Source organism: Mycobacterium sp. NPDC006124, assembly GCF_040614235.1.
Taxonomy (GTDB): domain Bacteria; phylum Actinomycetota; class Actinomycetes; order Mycobacteriales; family Mycobacteriaceae; genus Mycobacterium.
The window spans coordinates 347,645-370,333 of the sequence record NZ_JBEXUA010000004.1 but is presented as its reverse complement, the minus strand read 5'-3'; the positions used below and the strand labels follow the sequence as shown (position 1 = coordinate 370,333).

General features: G+C 66.7%; 18 protein-coding genes, 2 tRNA genes and 2 pseudogenes. 14 read left to right on the top strand and 8 right to left on the bottom strand.

All coding sequences use genetic code 11. The features are described from left to right. Positions 1 to 4 precede the first annotated feature (4 nt). Positions 5 to 1,582, bottom strand: coding sequence for a molybdopterin-dependent oxidoreductase (locus ABZ195_RS11415; protein ID WP_355217649.1), 1,578 nt, complete (start codon positions 1,580 to 1,582; stop codon positions 5 to 7). A 95-nt stretch (positions 1,583 to 1,677) separates the two neighbouring features. Between ABZ195_RS11415 and ABZ195_RS11410 the strand changes: the two genes are divergently transcribed. The 3 genes from ABZ195_RS11410 to ABZ195_RS11400 are packed head-to-tail and all read left to right on the top strand — an operon-like array spanning position 1,678 to position 4,488. Beyond that, a complete protein-coding gene (locus ABZ195_RS11410; RefSeq protein ID WP_355217647.1) occupies positions 1,678 to 3,072 on the top strand; it encodes a cytosine permease in 1,395 nt (464 codons plus the stop codon). After that, positions 3,069 to 3,509 (top strand): nucleoside deaminase, encoded by a 441-nt coding sequence (locus ABZ195_RS11405; RefSeq protein WP_355217645.1) that lies wholly within the window; start codon positions 3,069 to 3,071, stop codon positions 3,507 to 3,509. Before ABZ195_RS11410 ends, ABZ195_RS11405 begins: the two co-directional genes overlap by 4 nt. Before the next feature lie 19 nt (positions 3,510 to 3,528). Continuing rightward, positions 3,529 to 4,488, top strand: a complete 960-nt coding sequence (locus tag ABZ195_RS11400; protein WP_355217644.1) for a 2-oxoglutarate and iron-dependent oxygenase domain-containing protein — start codon at positions 3,529 to 3,531, stop codon at positions 4,486 to 4,488. Here the strand turns inward: ABZ195_RS11400 and ABZ195_RS11395 are convergent, their stop codons facing one another. Further along, positions 4,489 to 5,229 carry an SDR family oxidoreductase gene (locus ABZ195_RS11395; RefSeq protein ID WP_355217642.1) on the bottom strand — a complete coding sequence of 247 codons (741 nt, stop codon included), beginning with the start codon at positions 5,227 to 5,229 and terminating at the stop codon, positions 4,489 to 4,491. A 76-nt stretch (positions 5,230 to 5,305) separates the two neighbouring features. Here ABZ195_RS11395 and ABZ195_RS11390 point away from each other — a divergent pair, with 76 nt between their 5' ends. Genes ABZ195_RS11390 through ABZ195_RS11375 form a run of 4 tightly spaced genes read left to right on the top strand, consistent with a single transcriptional unit; the run spans position 5,306 to position 8,886 of the window. Beyond that, on the top strand, positions 5,306 to 5,845 hold the full coding sequence (locus ABZ195_RS11390; RefSeq protein ID WP_355217640.1) for a helix-turn-helix domain-containing protein: 540 nt from the start codon (positions 5,306 to 5,308) through the stop codon (positions 5,843 to 5,845). Between the two features lie 43 nt (positions 5,846 to 5,888). Further along, positions 5,889 to 6,362: a ribose-5-phosphate isomerase gene (locus ABZ195_RS11385; RefSeq protein WP_355217639.1), complete on the top strand. Its 474-nt coding sequence runs from the start codon at positions 5,889 to 5,891 to the stop codon at positions 6,360 to 6,362. 3 nt (positions 6,363 to 6,365) lie between these two features. Next, positions 6,366 to 7,157 carry a zinc finger domain-containing protein gene (locus ABZ195_RS11380; RefSeq protein WP_355217637.1) on the top strand — a complete coding sequence of 264 codons (792 nt, stop codon included), beginning with the start codon at positions 6,366 to 6,368 and terminating at the stop codon, positions 7,155 to 7,157. Positions 7,158 to 7,203: 46 nt separating this feature from the next. Beyond that, entirely contained in the window at positions 7,204 to 8,886 is a 1,683-nt protein-coding gene (locus tag ABZ195_RS11375) for a sodium:proton antiporter (RefSeq protein ID WP_355217635.1), read from the top strand. Between the two features lie 53 nt (positions 8,887 to 8,939). Here the strand turns inward: ABZ195_RS11375 and ABZ195_RS11370 are convergent. The 3 genes and pseudogenes from ABZ195_RS11370 to ABZ195_RS11360 form a co-directional block, all read right to left on the bottom strand. Beyond that, positions 8,940 to 10,155 (bottom strand): annotated as a pseudogene (locus ABZ195_RS11370) (HNH endonuclease signature motif containing protein). Between the two features lie 43 nt (positions 10,156 to 10,198). Further along, positions 10,199 to 11,050, bottom strand: coding sequence for a DUF1542 domain-containing protein (locus ABZ195_RS11365; RefSeq protein WP_355217633.1), 852 nt, complete (start codon positions 11,048 to 11,050; stop codon positions 10,199 to 10,201). A 55-nt stretch (positions 11,051 to 11,105) separates the two neighbouring features. Further along, positions 11,106 to 11,504 carry a heme-binding protein gene (locus ABZ195_RS11360; RefSeq protein WP_355217631.1) on the bottom strand — a complete coding sequence of 133 codons (399 nt, stop codon included), beginning with the start codon at positions 11,502 to 11,504 and terminating at the stop codon, positions 11,106 to 11,108. Positions 11,505 to 12,395: 891 nt separating this feature from the next. Between ABZ195_RS11360 and ABZ195_RS11355 the strand changes: the two genes are divergently transcribed. Both ABZ195_RS11355 and ABZ195_RS11350 read left to right on the top strand, forming a co-directional pair. Continuing rightward, the gene (locus ABZ195_RS11355) at positions 12,396 to 13,274 is read left to right on the top strand and encodes a glycoside hydrolase family 16 protein (protein ID WP_355217629.1); all 879 of its coding nucleotides are present in this window, start codon (positions 12,396 to 12,398) and stop codon (positions 13,272 to 13,274) included. A 77-nt stretch (positions 13,275 to 13,351) separates the two neighbouring features. Beyond that, positions 13,352 to 13,987 (top strand): rhomboid family intramembrane serine protease, encoded by a 636-nt coding sequence (locus ABZ195_RS11350; protein WP_355217627.1) that lies wholly within the window; start codon positions 13,352 to 13,354, stop codon positions 13,985 to 13,987. 65 nt (positions 13,988 to 14,052) lie between these two features. On the opposite strand, the pseudogene ABZ195_RS11345 reads toward ABZ195_RS11350, so the two are convergent. Next, positions 14,053 to 14,851 (bottom strand): annotated as a pseudogene (locus tag ABZ195_RS11345) (IS481 family transposase). 467 nt (positions 14,852 to 15,318) lie between these two features. Here ABZ195_RS11345 and ABZ195_RS11340 point away from each other — a divergent pair. After that, positions 15,319 to 16,512: an acyltransferase gene (locus ABZ195_RS11340; protein WP_355217625.1), complete on the top strand. Its 1,194-nt coding sequence runs from the start codon at positions 15,319 to 15,321 to the stop codon at positions 16,510 to 16,512. Between the two features lie 1,975 nt (positions 16,513 to 18,487). On the opposite strand, the gene ABZ195_RS11335 is transcribed toward ABZ195_RS11340, so the two are convergent. Both ABZ195_RS11335 and ABZ195_RS11330 read right to left on the bottom strand, forming a co-directional pair. Beyond that, on the bottom strand, positions 18,488 to 19,153 hold the full coding sequence (locus ABZ195_RS11335) for an SGNH/GDSL hydrolase family protein (RefSeq protein WP_355217623.1): 666 nt from the start codon (positions 19,151 to 19,153) through the stop codon (positions 18,488 to 18,490). 290 nt (positions 19,154 to 19,443) lie between these two features. Then, positions 19,444 to 19,517, bottom strand: a tRNA-Gly gene (locus ABZ195_RS11330). 98 nt (positions 19,518 to 19,615) lie between these two features. Between ABZ195_RS11330 and ABZ195_RS11325 the strand changes: the two genes are divergently transcribed. The 4 genes from ABZ195_RS11325 (at position 19,616) to clpP2 (ending at position 22,498) form a co-directional block, all read left to right on the top strand. After that, positions 19,616 to 19,689, top strand: a tRNA-Pro gene (locus tag ABZ195_RS11325). A gap of 52 nt (positions 19,690 to 19,741) precedes the next feature. Beyond that, entirely contained in the window at positions 19,742 to 21,145 is a 1,404-nt protein-coding gene (gene tig / locus ABZ195_RS11320; protein ID WP_355217621.1) for a trigger factor, read from the top strand. A gap of 103 nt (positions 21,146 to 21,248) precedes the next feature. Continuing rightward, the gene (locus ABZ195_RS11315; protein WP_355217880.1) at positions 21,249 to 21,851 is read left to right on the top strand and encodes an ATP-dependent Clp protease proteolytic subunit; all 603 of its coding nucleotides are present in this window, start codon (positions 21,249 to 21,251) and stop codon (positions 21,849 to 21,851) included. After that, positions 21,848 to 22,498 carry an ATP-dependent CLP protease proteolytic subunit ClpP2 gene (clpP2, locus tag ABZ195_RS11310; RefSeq protein WP_263999150.1) on the top strand — a complete coding sequence of 217 codons (651 nt, stop codon included), beginning with the start codon at positions 21,848 to 21,850 and terminating at the stop codon, positions 22,496 to 22,498. Before ABZ195_RS11315 ends, clpP2 begins: the two co-directional genes overlap by 4 nt. The last annotated feature ends 191 nt before the right edge of the window (positions 22,499 to 22,689 follow it).

The window sequence follows — 22,689 nt, the reverse complement described above, 5'->3', positions numbered from 1 at the left end:
CGCCTCAGGCGACGGTGAAGATCATCGACTGCCAACCGGTCGAGCCGTCGGGCACCGGGCCGGGGTTCAGCAGCCGCAGGCGCTCCTGAACCTGCATCGCGCCGGCGCCGTCGAACGCTCGGCTGGTGACGGTGTGCTGGCCCGGAGCCAGGGTCGTCGTCAGCTTGAACATCCGCCAGGTGTTGAGGTTGACCTCGGTGGACAGTTCCGCGGGCTGCCACGGGCCGTCGTCGAATCGCAGTTCGACGCGGCTGATGCCGCGCCCCTGGGCCCATGCCGTGCCGGCCACGGTGACGGGTCCGGACACTTGCGCGAACGCCTTGGGCGCGTCGATGCGGGAGGAGATCTTGATGGGTACGACGCCGGGCGGCCGGCCGTCCCAACCGCGCTCGACCCAGTACGGAATGACGTCGTAGGTGGCGAGTTCGAGCTCGGTGAGCCACTTCGTCGCCGACACGTAGCCGTACAGACCGGGGACGACGGTGCGCATCGGGAAGCCGTGCTCGGGCAGCAGTGCCTCTCGATTGGCCCCGATCACCAGCATCGCCTGCTTGCCGGTCGCGCGCAGCATGTCCAACGGGGTGCCCAGGGTGAAGCCGTCGACGGAATGGCCGACCACCTGCTCGGCGCCGCTCTGGATGCCCGCCCGGTCGAGCAGATCCATCAGGGGCACCCCGATGAAGTTCGCGGTGGAGACGTAGGGCCCGCCCACCTCGTTGGACACGCACGTCATCGTGATCGTCTGTTCGACCAGCGGCATGGCGCGAATGTCGTCGAAGGTGAACTCCATCGGCTCGTCGACCAGCCCGGTGATGCGCAGCGTCGCGTCCTCGGCGCGTAATTGCGGGACCTCGAGGTTGACGTCGATCCGGTAGAAGTCGGCCGGCGGCGTCAGGAACGTCGGGGTGCCGAGTTCGGGGAACGCGGCACCGGCGGGGATCGGCGGCGCGGGTGTCGTCGGCACGAGTGTTCCGACCCGCTGGCGGGAGGCAGCGACGTCGACCCGGCGCGCCAGCGAGACACCGCCGACACCTGCGACGACGGCGCCGACCGCCGCGACGAGCGAGCCCAGCAGGAAGCGTCGTCGCCCCTTCGGATCCGGAAGTCCTGCGTCGGTGTTCGCCGGTCGTGCCCGGCCGTGCAACCACCAGAACACGCCGCCCCCGGCGATCAGCGCGGCGGCGGGCGCCAGATATCCCAGGGGTTGAGTCGACTGCTCACCGACGGCGAGCGCGCCGACGGCACCGAGCGCGATCACGACGGTCAGTCCCGGGACCGCGCTGCGCCGCGAGGCCAGCCCCGCGAGCGCGCCGACGAGCACCAGCACCACCGCCATCCCGATCAGCAAGGCGGTCTTGTCGTTGGTCCCGAAGTTCCGGATGGCGAAGTCCTTCACCGCTGCCGGGGTCCGGTCGACCGCGGAATTGCCAACCGCGAAGAAGGGCGACGCCGACGGCGTCAGCAGCAGTCCCGCGACGAGGTGGCCCGCTCCGAGTGCGGCGACGACGGCGATCACTCCGGTGATCGCGGCGCGGACGGCGGGCAGGCGCGTCGTCGGCGGGGACGTCGTCGGTGAAGTCATGGGAGTGATTCGTTGCCGGTAGGTGTCCGGACGACCCCACGTCGAGTTGCGGCAACGGGCACGTGGAGCGACGGTGTACCCATGACGGTGCATTCATGACGACGGCCGAGCCCACCACCGACGGTTCGTACCGCAACAAGCTCGCCGCGGTCGAGCCCGGCGGCAACGAATTCATCGCCGAGGCGGACCGCCATGGCAAGCCGAGCCAGCTGTTCTGGACCTGGACCTCGCCGAACCTCGAGTTCGCCACGATCTTCGTCGGCGTGCTCGCCGTGGCCGTCTACGGCATGAGCTTCTGGCAGGCGGTCGCGGGCATCGTCGTCGGCACCGGCCTCGGCGCGCTCGCGCACTACTTCCTCTCCGCGCGCGGTCCCCTGCACGGCGTGCCGCAGATGGTGCTCGGCCGATTGGCGTTCGGTTTCAAGGGCAACGCGGTGCCGTCCGTCCTGATGTCGGTCACCGCCGGTGTCGGGTGGTTCGCCACCAACAGCGTCAGCGGCGCCTACGCCCTCGCGGCGTTGTTCGGTATCGACGCCTGGCTCGGGCTGGTCATCATCGTCGTGATCCAGACCGCCTTCGCGTTCTTCGGACACAACCTCGTCCAGGCCTTCGAGCGCTGGTCGTTCCCGGTACTGGCCGTCATCTTCGCGATTGCGTCGGTGGCCATCCTCACCAAGTCCCACTTCGACGCGGCGGCGCTGCCCGACGGAGTGGGCGGGCTCGGCGGGTTCCTGCTCACCGTCGGTACCGCGTTCGGCTACGCGGCCGGCTGGACGCCGTATGCCGCGGACTACACGCGCTACCTGCCCTCGACGGTGTCACGCGCCCACACGGGACTGTTCGCCTCGGCGGGCCTGTTCCTGTCCTGCGTGGCGCTCGAGGTAGTGGGTGCCGCGTCGGTGACGATCGGCCCCGCGCTGTCGTCGAACCCCACCGAGGCCTTCACCGGCGAGCTGTCCTCACCGATCGCCAAGGCGACGCTGTTGGCCATCGCCATCGGGGCCATCGCGGCCAACTCCATCAACATCTACTCCGGCGCAATGGCATTCGTGACGATCGGGATCAAGCTGCCGGCCCACGTCGCCCGAGCCTTGGTCACGGTGTTCTTCGGCGTGGCGGGCTTCCTGGTGGCGTTGTGGGCGCTGCCGGACGCCGCGCAAAGCTACGAGGCGTTCCTCCTGATCATCGCCTACTGGATCGGGCCGTGGCTCGGGGTGGTCTTCGCCGACCAGTACCTGCGCCGCGACCAGAGGATCGCCGGCTACCTGTACGACCGGTCCTACGCCAACTGGCCGGGGCTGGCGTCGTTCGCGGTCGGCATCGTCGTGTCGGTTCTACTGTTCTCCAACCAGGTGAAGTTCACCGGGTTCGTCGCCCGGGCGGTGCCCCAGCTGGGTGACGTCACGTTCTTCGTCGGCTTCCTGATCGCCGGCGGCGCCTATCTGATGGTGTGCCGTTCCAAGATCGCCGCGGAGCGCGTGACGCCGTGACACCGCAGGACATGCTCGACGTCGCCGTCGAGGAGGCCCGAAAGGGATTGTCGGAGGGCGGCATTCCCATCGGAGCTGCGCTGTTCAGTCGCGACGGCGTGCTGCTCGGAAGCGGCCACAACCGGCGGGTTCAGGACGACGACCCGTCGGTGCACGGTGAGACCGACGCGTTTCGGGCGGCGGGCCGCCAACGCAACTACCGGTCGACGATCATGGTCACCACGCTCTCGCCGTGCTGGTATTGCAGTGGGTTGGTGCGGCAGTTCAACATCGGCGCGGTCATCGTCGGGGAGGCCAAGACGTTCAGCGGCGGCCACGACTGGCTCGCCGAGAACGGTGTCGAGGTGACCGTCCTCGAGGACGAGCGGTGCGTTCGGATGATGACCGACTTCATCGCGGCGCGGCCGGAGTTGTGGCTGGAGGACATCGGCGAATGACGGGAATGGGTGAGAAGAAGTGAGTGTCGTTGCCACCGTTGACATCTCGCGCTGGCGCGCCGGCGGTGCGGAGGCCGACGTGGTCGCCGCGGAGGTCGACGCGAGCCTGCAGCAGGCGGGGTTCATCCTGGTCACCGGGCACGGCGTCGACCCCGATCTGGCGGCCGCGGTGCGCAAGGCCAGTCGAGGGTTCTTCGCCCAGCCGCTCGAGGTCAAGCAGCGCTACAGCGTGCCGGTGGGCGGGCACGGGTGGATCGGCCCGGGCGCCGAGGCCAACGGCTACGCCGAGGGCACCGAGACACCGCCCGACTTGAAGGAGAGCTTCAGCCTAGGCGCCGAGACGGCCACCGGTGACCCGGACGTCGACCGAATCTGGTTTGCGCCCAACGTGTGGCCCGACGAGGCGCCCGGCTGGCAGGCGCTGGTGACCGAGTACACCGCGGCGCTGCGTCGACTCTCCGACGATCTGCTGGCCTTGTTCGCCCACGCGCTGGGCTTACCCGCCAATCCCTGGGCTCGGCTGTCGGATCGGCCGACGTGGACGATGAACATCAACCACTACCCGCCGGTGAGCGTCGTGGGGGAGCCCGAGCCCGGCCAGTTCCGCATCGGCCCGCACACCGACTTCGGCACCGTCACCGTGCTGGATCGTGAGCCGGGAGCCGGTGGGCTGCAGGTGTATTCGGAGGCGCAGGGGTGGGAGGACGCACCGTATGACCCCGCCGCGTTGACGGTCAACATCGGCGACCTGCTGGAGTACTGGAGCGGTCGGCGTTGGCCGTCGGGTCGGCATCGCGTGCTGCCACCGCAGCCCGAGGCGCCGGAGGAGGACCTGGTCTCGCTGATCTACTTCTACGAGGCCAATCACGACGCGCTGGTCACGCCGTTGGCTCCGCCGATGGGCCGGGTCTCGGGGTTGGCGCCCGTCACCTCGGCGGACTTCATCAAGGAACGGCTCGACGCCATCACCGTCGGCTAGTCATCCCTGCCTGGTGGGCCGGATCGACAGTTCGCCGACCTCGACCTCCCACGGTTGGTCGACGACGAACTCGACGGCCCTGGCGACGGCGTCCGGGTCGAGCGCGAAATCGGCCATGGTGCGGCCGATCTCGGCACGGATGGTGGGATCGGTGACCGAGTCACCGAATTCGGTTCGCACGTAGCCTGGCGAGATCGCCGTGGTCTTCAACGTTCCGTCGGTCGACTCCTGACGCAGCCCCTCCAGAACGGTGCGGACGGCGTTCTTGGTCGCGGCGTACACCGCCATCGTCGGCACGATCTTCAGACCGGCGGTGGAGACGATGGTGACGAAGTGACCGCGGCCCTGCTGCTCGAAGACCGGGAGGGCGGCGTCGATGCCGTGCAGGACTCCGCGAAGGTTGACGTCGATCATCGCGTCCCAGTCGGTGCGGCGACGCGCGTTCATCGGGGAGATGGGCCCGATGCCGGCGCTGGCGACCACTACGTCGAGCCGGCCGTAGCTGGAGACCGCGGTCGCGATCAGCTCGTGCAGGTCCTCGGCACGGGTGACGTCCACGGCGACGCCGATCGCTCGGCCCCCGGCGGCGCGGATCTCTGCCGCGAGGGCGTCGAGCCGCTCGGTGCGGCGGGCGCCGAGCACCACCGCGGCGCCGGCCCGAGCGAGCCGCCGCGCGGTCGCGGCTCCGATCCCGCTGCTGGCGCCGGTGATGGCGACCACCTTGTCGTCGAGTGCGCCCATTGTTAGCCTCCCCCGGTAAGCGGACGATGTATCCGCTTCATTGAAACGGACAGTTCGTCCGTTTGCAAGGGGGATGATGGCGGAACGCAGCGACGCGGCGCGCAACCGTGCGGCGATCATCGAGGCGGCCCGCGAACTCGTCGCCGGGCCCGGCGAGCTCAAACTCAGCGCCGTCGCACGTCGAGCCGGCGTGGGGCAGGGGACGCTCTACCGCCACTTCGCCACCCGTGACGAGCTGATCCGTGCCCTCTACGACCACGAGATCGACGACCTGGTCGCGCTCGCCCACACGCTGCTGGCCGATCACGAGCCCGACGTGGCGCTCGAGCACTGGTTCGCCCAACTCGCGGCCTACGCCCAGGTCAAGATGGGTGTGATCGCGGCCGTGGAAGCGCTGGTGTGGCAGGACATCTCGGCCCAGACGACCGGCAAGCTCGGCGAGGCGCTGACCGCTCTGCTCGACGCCGGCCGCGAACGTGGCGTACTTCGCAGCGACGTCGACGCGCGCGACGTCATCCTGCTGTCGTGGTTCCTGGCTCACGTCGAGGCCGACGAATGGAACGAGCGGACCCCGCGCCTGCTGACCGTGCTGCTGGACGGGTTGAGAGTCAGGTAGGCGCGATGCGACGACACGGACGGGCCGGTTAAGGTTTCGGCTTATGCGCGTCTACCTCGGCTCTGACCACGCCGGATACGAACTCAAGCAGGCCATCGTCGAGCACCTCGAGTCCCACGGCCACGAGCCGGTCGACTGCGGTGCCTTCGCCTACGACGCCGAGGACGACTACCCGGCGTTCTGCATCGCGGCCGCCGAGAAGACCCTCGCCGACCCCGACGGCCTCGGCATCGTCATCGGCGGTTCCGGCAACGGAGAACAGATGGCGGCGAACAAGGTCCCCGGCATCCGGTGCGCCCTGGCGTGGAGCGTCGAGACGGCCTCGCTGGCCCGTCAGCACAACAACGCCCAGGTGATGAGCATCGGCGGCCGGATGCACACCGTCGCGGACGCGTTGACGTTCGTCGACGCCTTCCTCACCACCGCGTGGTCCGAGGCGCCGCGCCACCAACGCCGCATCGACATCCTCTCGGAGTACGAGGAGACCCACGTCGCACCACCCGTGCCGGGCGCCTAGCTCATGCCCGAGGGGCACACGCTCCATCGGCTGGCGCGCCTGCACCAGAAGCGCTTCGGCCGCGAGCCCGTGATCGTGACCAGTCCGCAGGGCCGCTTCGCCGACGCCGCCGAAGCGGTCAGCGGGCGCGTGTTGCGCACTGCTGACGCGTGGGGCAAGCATCTCTTCCACCACTACGAGGGCGGCGCCGTCGTGCACGTCCACCTCGGGCTCTACGGCAAGTTCACCGAACGCCCCGTGCCGATGCCGGATCCGGTCGGGCAGGTGCGGATGCGGATGGTCGGCACGGAGTACGGCACCGACCTGCGCGGCCCCACGGTCTGCGAGGTGATCCACCAGGGTGAGGTCGACGACATCGTCGACCGGCTGGGCCCCGACCCGCTGCGCCGCAATGCCGACGCATCTCGAGCCTGGACGCGAATCAGCAAGTCGCGCAGGGCTATCGGTGCGCTGCTGATGGACCAGAAGGTCATCGCCGGGGTGGGCAACGTCTACCGCAGCGAGTTGCTCTTCCGTCACCGCATCGAGCCCCACCGGCCCGGCACCAAGATGACCGAGGCCGAGTTCGACGCGGCGTGGACCGACCTCGTCGCCCTCATGAAGGTCGGGGTGACCCGCGGCAAGATCGTCACCGTGCGCCGCGAGGACGACAAGGGCGAGCCCGGCATGCGCGGTCGGCCCCGCAGCTACGTCTACCGCAGAACGGGGCAGCCGTGCCGGGTGTGCGGCACGCCGATCCGCACCGAGGTCATGGAGGCGCGCAACCTGTTCTGGTGCCCCACCTGCCAGGTGTAGCTCCGCGACCCGCGCACCCCGGGCGGTTTGACGGGACAATTGGCGGGTGGAACTCATCCTCGTCGTCGTCGGCGCGATCGTCGTCACCGCCATCGCCCACCGCAGGGGGCTCGAGCCCGCGCTGATCATCGTCGTCATCGGCATCGCGGCGTCGTTCGTCCCGGGTTTCGAGGCGCCCGAACTCGATTCGCACATCTTGCTGACGGTGGTGCTCCCGCCGCTGCTGTACTCCGCGTCGCTGACGTTCTCGTTCCCCACGTTCCTGCGCAACATCCGGCCGATCCTCGGTCTGGGTGTCGGTCTGGTCGTGGTGACGGCGTTCACCGTGGCGGCGGTGTCGGCCTGGCTCGTGGTGGTGCCGTTGACGTTTGGCACGGCGTTGATCCTCGGCGCGATCGTCGCGCCGCCCGATGCCGTCACCGCGGTTGCCGTGGGCCGCAAGCTGGGCTTGCCGAAGAAGGTAATGGCGATCCTCACCGGCGAGAGCCTCATCAACGACGCCGCCGCGTTGACGTTGTTCACCATCGCGGTCGCCCAGGTGGCGGGCAGTCACACCTTCATCGAGAACCCGTTCCTGCTCTTCGGCTACAGCGCGGTGCTGGGACCGGTCGTCGGTGCCGCCCTCGGGTTGGTGACGCTGTGGATCCGCAAACGTCTGGCCAATCCGGGCTTGGAGACGGTCCAAGGCTTGGTGGTGCCGTTCGCGGCGTTCATCGCCGCCGAGGAGTTGCACGCCTCGGGTGTGCTGGCCGTCGTCGTCGCCGGGTTCGTGGTCGGCAACGGAACCCTCGGGGCCGGATATCAGACCCGACTGCAGGAACGCTACGTCTGGAACTCGGTCGACGTGCTGCTCGAGGCCTTCGTGTTCGCCTACATCGGACTGCATTTGAGGTTCGTGCTCGAAGACCTTCGCGAGGCGCACGAGGCACTGGGCGAGGTGGCCATCGCCTCGCTGATCGTGCTCGTCATCGTGATGGCGATCCGGCCGTTGTCGGTGCTGGTCATGTTCGGCCGGAGCAAGCTGTCGAGCCACGTCGAGAGCCGGCTCAGCGTGCCCGCTCCCGCCGGCGGCCGCGGCGCCCTCGGGACACGCCGTCGTGCGAAGCCGCCGGGCAAGTGGCGTTCGGTGATCGACCGTCGGTCGCTGAGTTGGCAAGAGAGCGTGGTGGTGTCGTGGACCGGGATGCGTGGCGTGGTCACCTTGGCCGCGGCGGCGGCCATCCCGGTGACGACGGCCGCGGGGGAGCCGTTCCCGGAGCGTGCCACCATCCAGGCCATTGCGTTCGTCGTCAGCGTCGGCACCCTGCTGATCCAGGGCAGCACGTTGCCGCTGCTGATCAGTCGGCTGAAGCTTTCGGCGGAGACGTCCGACTACGAGCGCGAACAGACGCTCATCGCCGAGCGCGTGGTGCACGAGGCGGCCGAGGAGGTTCTCGGCGAGTTCCGGGAGAACCCGCCCGAGGGACTCGATCCGCGAGTGCTCGCCGAGATCGTCAGCACGATTGCCCGGCACTCGCAGGATGCCGACGAGCTGCCCGACCCCGCGACCCACACCCTGCGCGCCGAGGTGTTCGGCGAGCTCTATCTGCAGGTGCTTCGAACGCAACGCGCCGCGCTGATTGCCGAACGCGACGAGGGACGCATCGAGGACGAAGCGGCGCGCGCGATGCTCGAACGGCTCGACCTTCAGGAGGCCGGGGTGTCGGCGCGCCTGGAGAGCCGCTTCTAGTTCGTGCTCGAGGGTGACCGGCGGGGGTCGTTGGGGTCGTAGGGGTCGTACCATCACCAGTTGGCGCGTTCGCCGAGTGGGCCGGTGCACGGTGGCACGTCCGGTGGTGGCTGGGTGGGTGGTCGGGCCAGGGACGCCGCGGTCAGGACTGCCCCGTCGGCGTCGGTGACGACGAGGTGGGTGGCGGTGCCGGCGATGGTGATGCCCCCGCGGTGATGCAGCCGGTGGTGAAAGGGGCACAGCAGCACCAGGTTGTCCGGATCGGTGGGGCCACCGTCCTCCCAATGGGTGATGTGGTGGGCGTGCAGTCCGCGGGTGGCCCCGCATCCGGGGACCACGCAGCAGCGGTCGCGGTGCTCGAGCACCCGGCGGAGTCGGCGGCTGATGGTGCGGGTGGCCCGTCCCGCCCCGATCGGCGTCCCCTGGCGTTCCAGCCACACTTCGCAGGTGGCGTCGCAGAGCAGGTAGCGGCGGTCGGCGTCGGAGAGGACAGGCCCAAGATGCAGTTCGGCTGAGTGGTTCTCGAGGTCGAGGTGTATCACCACTGTGGTGTGCTGCCCGTGCGGGCGACGGGTCGCTTCAGCGTCCCACCTGGCCTCCACCACGCTCATGAACGCGTCCACGGTGGTCGGGAACGGCGCTGCGAGCTCCGACCCGGTGTCGTCGTCGCCGCCGTCCTCGCGGGCGGCCTTCCAGTCGTTGATCAACGCGTCGCGGTGTGAGGCGATGCCCGGCGTCGAGCTTGGCGGCCTCCACCTTGGGTAGGCGGATCCGCCAGGTGGTGTGGGTGGCGGTCTCGGTCCGGGTGATCGAGCGGTCCGGTTGGTATTTCGCCTTCGGGTCGGGACGGGGTTCCAGTGCGATGGCGGTCCGCAACTGGGTGACCGTCGCGACCGATGCCAAGTGGGCGTAGTGCGCGTCGGATCCGTCGCCGGCGCGTTCGGCGATCACCCCGACCTGATCGAGGGAGAGTCGGCCTTCGCGCAGGGCCTCGACGCACGACGGGAAGTCCGGTGCGCGTTCGGCGATGGTGGTGATGGTCTGCGCGTTGTGCGGGGACATGCCGGTGCGCCAGGCCACCAGTGCGGAGATCGACGTGCAGCCGGTGTTGCCCCACAGTCTGTTGCCGTCGATGTCGGCGACGATGTCCACGATGCGCCCGTCGATGGCGTTGCGCTGTCCGGTCAGCTCCGCCAACTCCTCGAACAACACCTCCAACCGGTCCTGGGGACTGAGCTCAGTCACCAAAGGCGTTGCGGTCGTGGACATGAACCCATCACAGTACAGGGGTCCGACACGTCAGGGTGTCGAGCTAGAACCCTCCGAAGTCCCCGCCGCCGCCGAAGTCCCCGCCGCCGAAGTCGCCGCCCCAGCCGCCGCCGGAGTCGCCGCCCCAGCCACCGCCAGAGTCGCCGCCCCAGCCGCCGCCGGAGTCGCCGCCGCCGAAGTCCTGCCCCGACTGATCGCCTCCGCCGTCGAGCTGGCCCTGGTCCAGGCCGTCCTGGTAGCCGTCGCCGTATCCGTTCTCGAAGCCCTGAGCGTCATAGCCGACACCGCCCATGCCGGAGAACAGCGAGCTGAACAACAGGGCCGATCCGACACCCCAGGCGCCGGCCACCAGGGCCGGCTTCCACCACGGTTCGGAATACCAACCGGCGGGCACGGGTCGACCGGCGACGCGACCACCGGGGTAGTAGTTCGGGGTGCGCTCGGTGGGCGTGGGCGACGCCTCGATGTCGCGGCCGTCGTATTCGATGCGGCGCGCCTCCGTCACGGTGCCCGCAGAGTTCTGCCCGGCCAGAGTCTCGAGTTCGGGACCGGGATCCATGTTCATGGCCACGCGGGCCGCTCGGACGTAGTACAGCCCCTCCATCGCAGTCTGCTTTGCCAGCTGCGCCTGCTTGGCGGTGGTGGCCTGGTCGATCTGCGAGCCCGCCGCGGTGAAGCGTTCGGACGCGTCGGCCAGCGCCTGCTTGGAGGCGTCGTCGGTTCCGGAGAGGTTGAGCACCTGGCCGCCGAGGCGATCTATGGCGCGCCGCGCATCGGCCTTCGCATCGTCGAGGGACGCGGCATTGCGCTTGCCGGACGCCTTGGACGAAGCGATGACCCCGAAGGCGATGACGGCGACGAGAACCACAACCAGCAGCAACAAGAAGCTGTTCATGGCGTTCAGCCTACCGACAGGAAGGGCTGCCGGACCGGGTCGGATGAGGGCGTTCTCAGAATGCGCGCAGCCCGGCCTCGGCGCAGGCGGCGTCGTCCTCCGCGCTGGCTCCGCTGACGCCTACGCCTCCGACGACGCGGCCGTCGACGACGATCGGGACGCCGCCCCCGAAGATGACGAAGCGCCCGCCGCCGTTGGCGTGCAGGCCGAACAATTCACCACCCGGCGCGGCGAGCACCGCGAGTTCGGCAGTGGAAATGCTGTTGGCGACGGCGGTGTAGGCCTTGTCGACCGCCAACAACGGGCCGGCGATCTCGGCGCCGTCCATGCGGCCGAACGCGACGAGGTGGCCACCCGCGTCCACGACCGCGGCCGACACCAGGATCGACCGTCGCGCCGCCTCGGCGTGCGCCGCATCGACGATGCGGTGGCTGGCAGCCAAGTCGAGGATCACTGCGACAGTCTGACCTACTCGTCGGCGCCGGTGGGTTCGCCGCTAACTTTGGGTTACCGGCGGGTGCATCGGCGGCGGACGCCGGCTGCACCTTATTGCTGGCCCTCACGGCATTGGCCCTGAAGGTGTCTTCGGCTCGATGACGGCCGCACGTCGTTGCGGTGGCATGTGTCGCGCGATCGACGGGATGGTGGCCGTCTCCTTTTCGCGAGGCGCTGGGTCGGGCGCGGGGTTTCTCTGCTAGAGAGCGTTCGCCGTCTCCTCCGCAACCGTCGCGGTGTAGGGCGCTTCGACGGCCCTGTCCAGGGTGACCGGTGGAAACTCTCGTGCAGCGGCGTCGCGATCATGGCCCCACCGCTGATCGGCACGCGTCAGCGTGTCTGGGAGGGACGATCGACCGCGCTTGATTATTAGCTTTGGAGGTCTTGTAATGCAGTGTCACCTGAGTCTTGATCTTGTACTTCTTCACGGTCCCATTGGGCCGAGCGGAAGCGAACGAGAAGCTCCCGGATCCTCAGTTTCGACCCCTTCAGGGTAACAAAGTCGGGAAAGAGATTTCGCGTACTCGTTCAGGGTCCGCCCGCGGCCGTGATTGCTAACGGGTCTGTAAACAGTGTCGATGTGGAACAACACGGATCTGGCTCCGTCGCGATCCGTTTCGATGCAACGGCGTCCATTTTGTTCACGTCATCCAATCTCCCGGCAACGAAGGGTGTCGGTCAGCCATGCCCGGCGCGTACGCCTACTGGCGTTTGCCCGAAACGGTTGCGGTCGCGTCAGCCCGACTCTACTATTTCGCTAGACTGGGGGAGAGTCCAGTGAACGGCCATAACAGGGGGATTTGTGCTCGTTCGTCATTGGTTGCTGAGCGTGTGATTGCGCAGGCCGCGCATGGCTGACCTAAGCCGCCGGAACCTTTTGCTGGTGTCTGGGCTCGGCGCGCTTGCCGCTACAGTCCCGTTGCCCGTGGAGTGGCCGAAGTTCGCAAGTTACTTCCGCACGTCGACGAGGCCGCTTCCCGCCGGACCGGTCGCGGTGCCCTCGACTGCGCCGGTCGACGTCGACTCGCCGTTCCTGTTTCACGACGAGTTCGATGGCGCCGCGGGATCGGGACCCGATCCCGCAAAATGGGTCATCGCGACCGCTCGCGAAGTCATCAAGGAGCCGAAGTTTTGGGACCGGCCCGAGAATATGGGTCAATACCGCGACGACCGCAGGAACATCTTTCTCGACGGGAATTCAAACCTCGTCATCCGTGCGACCGCGGAGAACGGTCATTACTTCGGCGGGAAACTGGCCGGCAAATGGGCTGGTGGCATCGGTCTCACCTGGGAGGCAAGGGTGAAGTTCGAGTGCCTAATGCCGGGGTGTTGGCCAGCGTGGTGGTTATTGAACGACGATCCCGTCCAAGGGGGCGAAGTCGACCTGGTCGAGTGGTACGGCAACGGGATTTGGCCTTCGGGAAGCACCGTCCACGCTCGATTGGACGGGACGTCATTCGCGACTCAGCCGTTCGAAGTCGACAGCGAGTGGCATATCTGGCGCGTGACGTGGAACGAAGACGGCGTGTTCTTTTGGCGCGACTACGCCGATGGCGCTGAACCTTATTTTGCGGTGTCCGCCGACTCGCTCGATGATTGGCCGTTCAATGACCCTGGGTTTAGGCTGTCGCCAATGCTGAACCTCGCCGTCGCCGGGGCCGGCGGCGGGGATCCCAGCGGTTCAATTTTTCCGGCAGACATGCTTGTCGACTGGATACGAATTTGGTAAGCAGCCATAGGCGCGAGGGCGCCAAGATGACGGGTGCGCGAACCGACACAAGGATCCGGTCCGGGAGTTTTCCCCTGGTGACTTACGTGCTCATCGGCGTCACTCTGGTGGTGTTCGTTTTGCAATCCACGTCAGCGGACCTGCAGCGCCAACTCGTCTTGTGGATCCCGGCGATCGCCTACCACGGTGAACCGTCTCGACTCGTGACGTCCGCGTTCCTGCATTACGGCTTCACATACTTGGTGTTCAATTCGTGCGCGCTGTACGTCGTCGGACCCCAGGTGGAACGGTGCCTTGGACGCGTCCGCTTCATCGGGCTCTATGTTCTGAGCGCCCTTGGTGGATCGACCCTTGCCTACCTTCTGGCGCCGCTCGACACAGCGACGGCGGGGGGCTCAGGCGCCATATTCGGGCTTTTCGGGGCAGTGTTCGTGCTGGTCCGCAGGCTCGACGTCGACATCCGATGGGTACTGGGGCTCATTACAGTGAACCTTGCCTTCACTTTCATCGCGCCGCTTATTGGTTCGCAATTCGTGACTTGGCGCGAGAACGTCGCAGGCTTGGTCACCGGAGCGACCTTGTGCTGGGCATACGCACACACTCCCGGAAACAACCGCATCTTGGTCGCCGCAGGCGTGTCGCTCGGCGTGCTGTTGCTATTCGCGACCCTGGCCTTGTGGCGCACGTCCGATCTTCAGATCGGAATCAGCTGAGTTTTGCGAACCACCGCCCCAAGGGGCGTGTCCATGGAGCTAGCGACTGAAATCGAACCCGCGAGCTAGCTGTACTGACCTGAGAGGTTAGGTACGCAGGTGCCGGGTGGTTGACCGCCGAGTGCGGTGTGGCCGCGGTGATGATTGTAGGTGTGCAGCCAGGGGGTGTATTCCTGGCAGCGTTCGGCGTCGCGGGTGTAGAGCCGGGCGTAGGCCCATTCCTCGGCCAGGGTGCGGTGAAAGCGCTCCACCTTGCCGTTGGTTCTGCGGCCGGTCCGGCCTCGTGCGGCGGTGTTGGACGTCACCGAGTGCGTCGAGGAAGGCGTGAGAACGGTGGCAGGATCCGTTGTCAGTCAACACCTTTCGCACCGTGAAGCCGCATTCGGTGAACCACGCGTTGGCGCGCAACCAGAACGCGGCGATCTTGCCGAGCTTCCTGACGTCGACGTGCACCAGATCGCCGCAGGCAGCCGATTCCATGCGGCGGACGACGCGGCCGGTGGCACGGTCGAGCCAGCGCAGCTTGGCGACGCCATAACGGCGCAGCACGTTGTGCACTGTGGACACGTTGAGCCGCAGCAGGTAGGCGATCCTGGCCGGTCCCCATCGACGGGTCACTCGCACCCCGATGATGCGTCGCTCGGTGCGTCTGGGCGTGCGGTTGGGGCTGTGATGCGGCCGTGAGCTGCGATCGGCCATTGCGGCTTCACCCTCGTCGCGATAGCGGTACGCCCACCGTGAGGCGGTGGTCACCGACACCTGGAAGGGTTCACCCGCGCGGCGAGGCGGCCATCCATCATCGACGACGCAGCGCGCCAGCCGCAGACGACCGGTTTCGGACAACGGGGCATTACGGTGAACCACGAAGACCTCCGAGATGAGTTGGTGCGTTCCTAGACAGCTCGCACTTCACTCGGAGGTCTTCGTCTTGTCACCTCACCACGCCGTCACCAAAGTCCGTGGTCAATACAGCTAGTCTGAAAGCCTAGGAGCGTTGACCATGGTCCATGGATGCTGAGCTTCGTTCCGCTGGCGTAGAGCGACCAGTGCCGACCAGCGCTCGGTGGTCCGGACGGGAAGGACGCTAGCGGCCGAGGGCCGGCGGGGTTCTCGGGGGTTGAGGGCAGTTGCTACCGGCCATGTCTGCGGAGACGATGCGATGAGCAGTGACGAAGTCGAGGATTACCGGCGCAAATCCTGCGAGGCTGCTGTTCAGATCCGCGCAAGCCAGGGAGCTGGCCCATCCGAGTCGTACGTTGATGGTCTCTTACTCACGCAATCACGCCGAGAACGGGCTCGTTTCCGCAGGGCCCGCTCTAGCAGCTGGGCCGATGGCTGACATCCGCCTCGCGGGGCCGAACTTCGTAAGGGCTGCTGCCTGCCTAACAGTTCTGGCGCACCACGCGATCCAACGGATTGACCCCGAGGTGCTGCCCCACAACATGGCCAGCTGGCTCTTGATGGGTGGGTTCAGAGTGGCCGCATTCTTCGTCCTGTCTGGTTTCCTGCTTGCCCGCCCCTTCTGGCGTGCGCTCGAGCGGGCGGAGCGCATGCCTTCGCTGGGGGTCTTCGCCTGGCGTCGCGTGGCGCGGATCTTGCCAGCCTACTGGCTAGCTCTGACGGTGAGTTTCGCGTTGAGCATCACGATGTTTGGTCTCCCGTTTTACGATCTTCTCGGGCTGCGATACATCAGCGGGCTCGCGTTGGTATCGGATTGGCATTGGTACACGTTCTTTCCGGTCGAGCACAACGGTCCACTCTGGGCGATCAGCTTCGAGGTGACGTGTTATCTCCTGATGCCGCTGTGCTTCGCCGTGCTCTTCGCCCTGAGAGTTCGCGGATGGCTCGGGCTGAGCCTGTGGGGAGCCTTGATCGGGCTGCTCGTCGTTGCGCAACTGCTAATCGTCGCGCAGATGCAGCCAGACGACGAGGAACGCGGGTGGGAGTTCGGCTATGTCGGCGGGGCCAAGGAATGGATGCCCTACTTCAACCCGGTCGCGCTCTTCGCCATCTTCGCCGTTGGAGTTCTGGGAGGAGGCGTGCACACCCTCCTGGCAGAGCGTCGATCTATCATCTTCGACGGTTTGGTGGTGATCGGTCTGGTGCTCGCCGGGTACGGAATGGTCTCTCGCTTTCCGTCGGCGGAGGGCTATGGAGTCGCAAATATCCCGTATGGGTTTCCGTTATTTCCGCTGGGAATAGCGTTGACGTTGATCGGGATGCCGCGGTCCGTGTGGGCAGGGCGTCTGACGGAACGCCGCCCCGTAGTCTTCGTCGCACGCATTTCGTTTGGTATTTACCTGTGGCACTTCCTCGTGATGGACGTGGTGCTGAGGCTCTGGGTGCATGACTACTCGATCGCGGGGATGACGTCGCTATGGCGATGGGGCTGGACGACCGCCGGTGTGGTGGTGGTGACTGGGGTCTTAGCGACGGTGTCGCACTACCGCTTGGAGGCCCCCGTCGTACGTTGGGCGCGTGGCCAGGAGCAGCACATACCCGTGCGGCCATCCAGCGCCGGATGAAAGTGCTCGCGTCAGCGTCAGCGCGAGGCGGCTTCCCATCAAGAACCGCGGGCCGCAAAACATTCCCAGGTCGCAGGCCGCAAGCTGGTAGCTGCCGTATCCAAGGGTAACGCCCCTGCACGGGTGGTGCTTCGACGCTCGCCGCGAGATTGCTGGTGGGCAGTTTGTGCAACACCGTCAAAAGCCGCGCCCGGGCACTAGTGTTCGTCTAGGGGAAATTGCTAGATCCGTCGGTCAGGAATTCGCGCGAACGCGCGGGGTGGCAGGTGTGGCGACCCAACGGGGTGTGACGTGAGCGTTCAGTCTGTGTTGTTCGAGGGCGAGTTGGGTCGTCGGCGAATGAGTGTGTCCCGAAGGCATTGGGCCACCGGACCGGATCAGGTCATCGCCGGCCACAGGTACGTCGGAATCGTCTCCGACCTAGACATGCCTAGCCGCGCGGAGTTCATGTCCGCGTTGTCGACGATCGTCGCCGCAGGGGCGCAGACGCGGGTGGGGCGTAACCCGCAAGCCGGGAAACCCATGTGGGCGTACGACCCGGCGACTATGCCGCCCGTGGGACTGTTGCCCAATGAAATCGCAAGCAGCGGGTACGCCGCAATCTTGCAGTACGTCCGTCGCCGACCTGGACCTCGGGCTCCGGTGGAGTTCCACATCTCACCGCGACAGCTCACGTTCGACGCGGACCACGGGCTGGGAGACGGCCGCTTCGTCGTCGACCTGATATCAGCCATTCTGGCTGTCGCCCGCGGAGACCAGACACCCTCATGGGTGGTCGACGACGACACCCGGCTTGCGCTACCTCGCGCCCTGATGAGGACCTTCTTGCTTCATCCCTCCCGCGCGCGCAGGGCCTGTAAGCATGCGACCGCGCTCCGCGCCGCGCACGCCCTAGAAGTAGGCGACGGCGTAAGCCGAGAATCGTCGGAATCGGTCGCGTGGTCGCCCTCGTTCGCGGTGGCAATCGCGCACCTGGACGCCAATGCCCGATCTGCGGTAGATCAGTGGCGCCGTACGAATACGGGGAAGGCCGGGAGCGCGGCGGTCTGGCTCTACATCGTCCGACAAGCGCTCCACGCTGCGGGACTACCGATGAGGGACGACGTGATGGTCGCCTTCGACTGTCGCCGCTACCTGCCACCGAACGCAAGCGCAAACGGAAACTTCGGCTCAGGGACTGATCTTTGCCTCTCCGTCACCGACTCCCTGTCATCGGCAGTCTCACGTCTGCGGGGATGCACCTCGTCCGCCGTTCACCTGGCATCAATGGCTGTGCTGACGGTCGGAACCCTACTGCCAGGTCGGGCTGCTCATCCGCCACCGCCGAGTGTTTGCCCGGTGGGTCCGCGTGCGCGACTCGTCTATAGCGACATGGGGCGCATAACCCCGTTCGAGGACCTGCCCTGGCGCGGCCAAGGCGCTCGAGACCACACCGCGCTGCTCGACCCTGGGGGTCCCGACGGGATCACGGTATACAACACACGGATCGGAAATACGCGGAACATCTCGATCTCGTACCATGACAACGTCTTTGACCGTTGTGCCGTGCAACGCGCTGCGATGTTCCTGGAGGAGCCGATGAGGTTCCTCGGTTAGCAAGAGTGATTCGGTGGTCGGCGTAAAGACGTGCCGCCGGTCATCGCGACTCACGCTCGCCCGGTCCAGATAGGTGCGAAAACTTGGATGTGCACAGTATCTGCGGTCCATGAGTCGCGCGCGTCGCGAATGATCGATGACGATCGCGAACGTCCTCGTCGGTTCGCATCGCCAAGCTGGGCGACGGGGTGTGCGAATCGGTGGTGATCTCCGTGCAGACGGCCGCGCCCGGTGCCGAAAGCCGGTCCCCGTGGGCGCGGGTCGCGAACGACTTGTGCAGCGGTAGCCCGGGAACCGACCGAGATCTGCCGGAAGCCCCGCCGATCTCGGCTCGGGTGCTCGCAGAAGCGAGGGAAACGCCCTACCCCAGAAGACTCCGTCAGCCTGCGGTGTCCTTTCCCGTTTGGTTTAGTTTCGCCCCAACGGCAATGGCTATCACCCGATAACCCTGATCGTTGGGGTGCACGCCGTCGCTCGACATCAAATCGGGCCTGCCGGCCAGCGGCTCACCTATGTCCAGGTAAGTCCCGCCCACCTTGGTCACGGCCGCCTGCACATCCCTGCCCATCAAGGCGATGGAGTTCGGGGCGGGGTCATCGTCCCAGACAGGTGATACGGCGTAGATCTCGGCATTTGGTAGGGCCCCTCGCAGGGAATCGAACGTCGCCTCGATGGCTGCGAACTCGCGTCGGGCGGAAAGCGCATCTTCGTACTGGGACGCGTCGTTCCGTCCCCCACTGATCACGACGACGTCGGGATTGCTCTTGACGGCCTCCGGAATCATCTCGCCGTAGTTCGGACAGAACGCAAGCCCACAGCCCTTTGCGTCGCTCGTGGCCTCGAATGCGGTCCCACCACGCGCGAGGTTGACTTCCTGCCAACCTTCACGGTCGGCGACCAGTTGCGTCCATCGAAGTCCACCGCCTCCGTCTCCTGCGGTGTAGGAGTCCCCGATGAAGACGGCAGTCCGTGGGGGCGGTGCTGCCGACTCGGAGGAGCACGCCGTGAATGGCGCGGGCGCCAAGGCCAGGAGGGCCAACGCCACCCAGACCGCGCACCGCCTTCTCTCACCGCGGATCTGCCACGGAGTCAAGGCCATCGTTCGTCCGACCGCTCGCACTCGGACGTTGCCGTACCCGACGTTCGCTTCTTGGTCGCCATCTCAGGCAAGACGATAGGCGAACCACCTGGGCCCCGCCGCACGTGTTTCTCCCACGAATTTTGAAAGTGGATCAACGGAGACCCCTTGGACGAGCGCGAGGTCGGGTCGCGATAGCGCGGCGTTGATCCGAAAGGCGCTCGAGCTGCTAAGACCGCCCTAACGGCGCGGTTGTGTGGAGCGGGCGACGGGAATCGAACCCGCGTAGCTAGTTTGGAAGACTAGGGCTCTACCATTGAGCTACGCCCGCGTGAGCACTGCGCTTCGAGACTGTACCGGGGTCGACGTATTCAAACCAATTGATGTCGTCGCAGGGCCAGCCCGTAGTATTCCGACGGCAGGGAAGCACGGGGTGTAGCGCAGCTTGGTAGCGCATCCGCTTTGGGAGCGGAAGGCCGCAGGTTCAAATCCTGTCACCCCGACCGGACCGTCGACACCCGTCGAACAAGACACAGACATGCAAGGAGCAACGCCGTGAAGAGCACCGTCGAGAAGTTGAGCCCGACCAGGGTTCGCATCAACGTGGAGGTGCCGTTCGCGGAACTGCAGCCCGACTTCGACCAGGCGTTCAAGGAACTGGCCCGCACGATCCGGATGCCCGGGTTCCGCCCCGGCAAGGTTCCCGTGAAGCTGCTGGAGTCGAAGATCGACAAGCAGGCGATGCTGGACCAGGTCGTCGGCGAGGCCGTGCCGGCCCGCTACAGCGAGGCCGTCACCAGCGCCGAGGTGCAGCCCCTCGGGCAGCCCGAGATCGAGGTCACCAGCAAGGAGTACGGCGGCGACCTGACGTTCACCGCCGAGGTGGACGTACGCCCGGAGATCACGCTGCCGGACCTGTCCGCGCTCGCGTTCACCGTCGATGCCATCGAGGTCTCCGACGACGAGGTCGACACCGAGCTGCAGAACCTGCGCGCCCGCTTCGGCACGCTCACCGGCGTGGACCGCCCCGCCCAGGACGGCGACTTCGTCTCCATCGACCTGTCGGCCACCGTCGACGGTGAGGACGTCGAGGAGGCCAAGACCGAGGGCCTGTCCCACGAGATCGGGTCGGGCAACCTGATCGAGGGTCTCGACGACGCGATCAAGGGTCTCTCGGCCGGGGAGAGCAAGGTGTTCACCACCAAGCTGGTCGCGGGCACCCATGCCGGCGAGGATGCCGAGGTCACCGTCAAGGTCGTCTCCATCAAGGAGCGCGAGCTCCCCGAGCCCGATGACGAGTTCGCCCAGCTGGCAAGCGAATTCGACACGATCGACGAGCTCAAGGAGAGCCTCGTCGACCAGGTCAAGCAGGCCAAGCGCATCGGCCAGGCCGAGCAGATTCGCGACAAGGCGCTCGAGACCCTGCTCGAGCAGGTCGAGGTGCCCCTGCCGGAGGCCATCGTGCAGGCCCAGGTCGACGACACCGTGCACAACGCGATCCACGGTCTCGACCACGACGAGGCCAAGTTCGCCGAGGCGCTCGAGGCCGAGGGCAGCAGCCGTGAGGAGTTCGACGCCGACAACCGGTCCAATGCGGAGAAGGCCGTCAAGACCCAGCTGTTGATGGACGCCATCGCCGACGAACTCGACATCCAGGTCGGCCAGAACGACCTCACCGAGCGCCTCGTGCTCATGTCGCGTCAGTACGGAATCGAACCGCAGCAGCTGCTGCAGGTGTTGCAGCAGAACAACCAGCTGCCCACCATGTTCGCCGACGTGCGTCGTGGGCTGACCATCGCCGCCGTCGTGCACGGCGCCACCGTCACCGATTCCGAGGGCAACGAGGTCGACACGACCGAGTACTTCGGGCCGACGACGCTGCCGGAGGCCGATGCCGCGGCTGACGCCGACGAGGCCGAGGACGCCGTCGAGTCCGACGAGGCCGACGAGTCCAAGTGACCCCGAGGTGACGCTGTGAGCGAACGACCCCCTTTCGGGGAGTCCTCGCGGCGCACCTTTGGTTAGTGTCAGTGAACGAGTACGCAAACTCGAGAAAGCAGGTATTCCAGCCGTGACTGACATGCGTTCGGGCGCGTCGGGGCTCACCCTCACCGACTCCGTCTATGAGCGGTTGCTGGCCGAGCGAATCATCTTCCTGGGCACCCAGGTCGACGACGACATCGCCAACCGGCTGTGCGCGCAGATTCTGCTGCTCGCCGCTGAGGACCCCAGCAAGGACATCAACCTCTACATCAATTCGCCCGGCGGATCGGTGACCGCGGGCATGGCGATCTACGACACGATGGTCCTCGCACCGTGCGACGTGGCCACCTATGCCATGGGTCTGGCGGCCTCGATGGGCGAGTTCCTGCTCGCCGCTGGCACCAAGGGCAAGCGCTACGCCCTGCCGCACGCACGGATCATGATGCACCAGCCGAGCGCGGGCATCGGCGGCAGCGCGGCCGACATCGCCATCCAGGCCGAGCAGTTCGCGCTGACGAAGAAGGAGATGAACCGGCTCAACTCCGAGTTCACCGGTCAGACGCTCGAGCGGATCGAGACCGACGCCGACCGCGACCGCTGGTTCACCGCACCCGAGGCGCTCGAATACGGCTTCGTCGACCACATCATCACCCACGCCAACTTCAACGGGAGTGCCTCATGACGCAGCCCCACGGCGGTGCCGTGAATCCGATTCAGGCGCGCTACATCCTTCCGTCGTTCATCGAGCACTCCAGCTTCGGCGTCAAGGAGTCCAACCCGTACAACAAGCTCTTCGAGGAGCGCATCATCTTCCTCGGGGTGCAGGTCGACGACGCGTCGGCGAACGACATCATGGCGCAGCTCCTGGTGCTGGAGTCGCTCGACCCCGACCGCGACATCACCATGTACATCAATTCGCCCGGTGGTTCGTTCACCTCGCTGATGGCGATCTACGACACCATGCAGTACGTGCGCGCCGACATCCAGACGGTGTGCCTGGGCCAGGCGGCGTCGGCCGCGGCGGTCCTGCTGGCGGCGGGCACGCCCGGCAAGCGCATGGCGCTGCCCAACGCGCGCATCCTGATCCACCAGCCTGCCGTGGGTGGAGCGATCCAGGGTCAGGTCTCCGACCTGGAGATCCAGGCCGCCGAGATCGAGCGCATGCGCACTCTGATGGACACGACGCTGGCGCGTCACACCGGCAAGGACGCCGCGGTCATCCGCAAGGACACCGACCGCGACAAGATCCTGACCGCCGCCGACGCCAAGGACTACGGGATCATCGACACGGTCCTGGAGTACCGCAAGCTCTCCGCGCAGCCAGCCTGACGCTCGCCGCGGTGCGGTCTGGGATGTTCGCCGGATCGCACCGTGCCGGCGCGCGTACGGTGGTCGTGACGACACGCCAGCAGCACGAGTCGCGTTCCGGACGACCTTCGGACACGGCAGGGGATATGTTCTCCCACGACACAGATGAATACCAATGGCGCTATTCGGCTTTATCGGTCGCACGGCGCCAG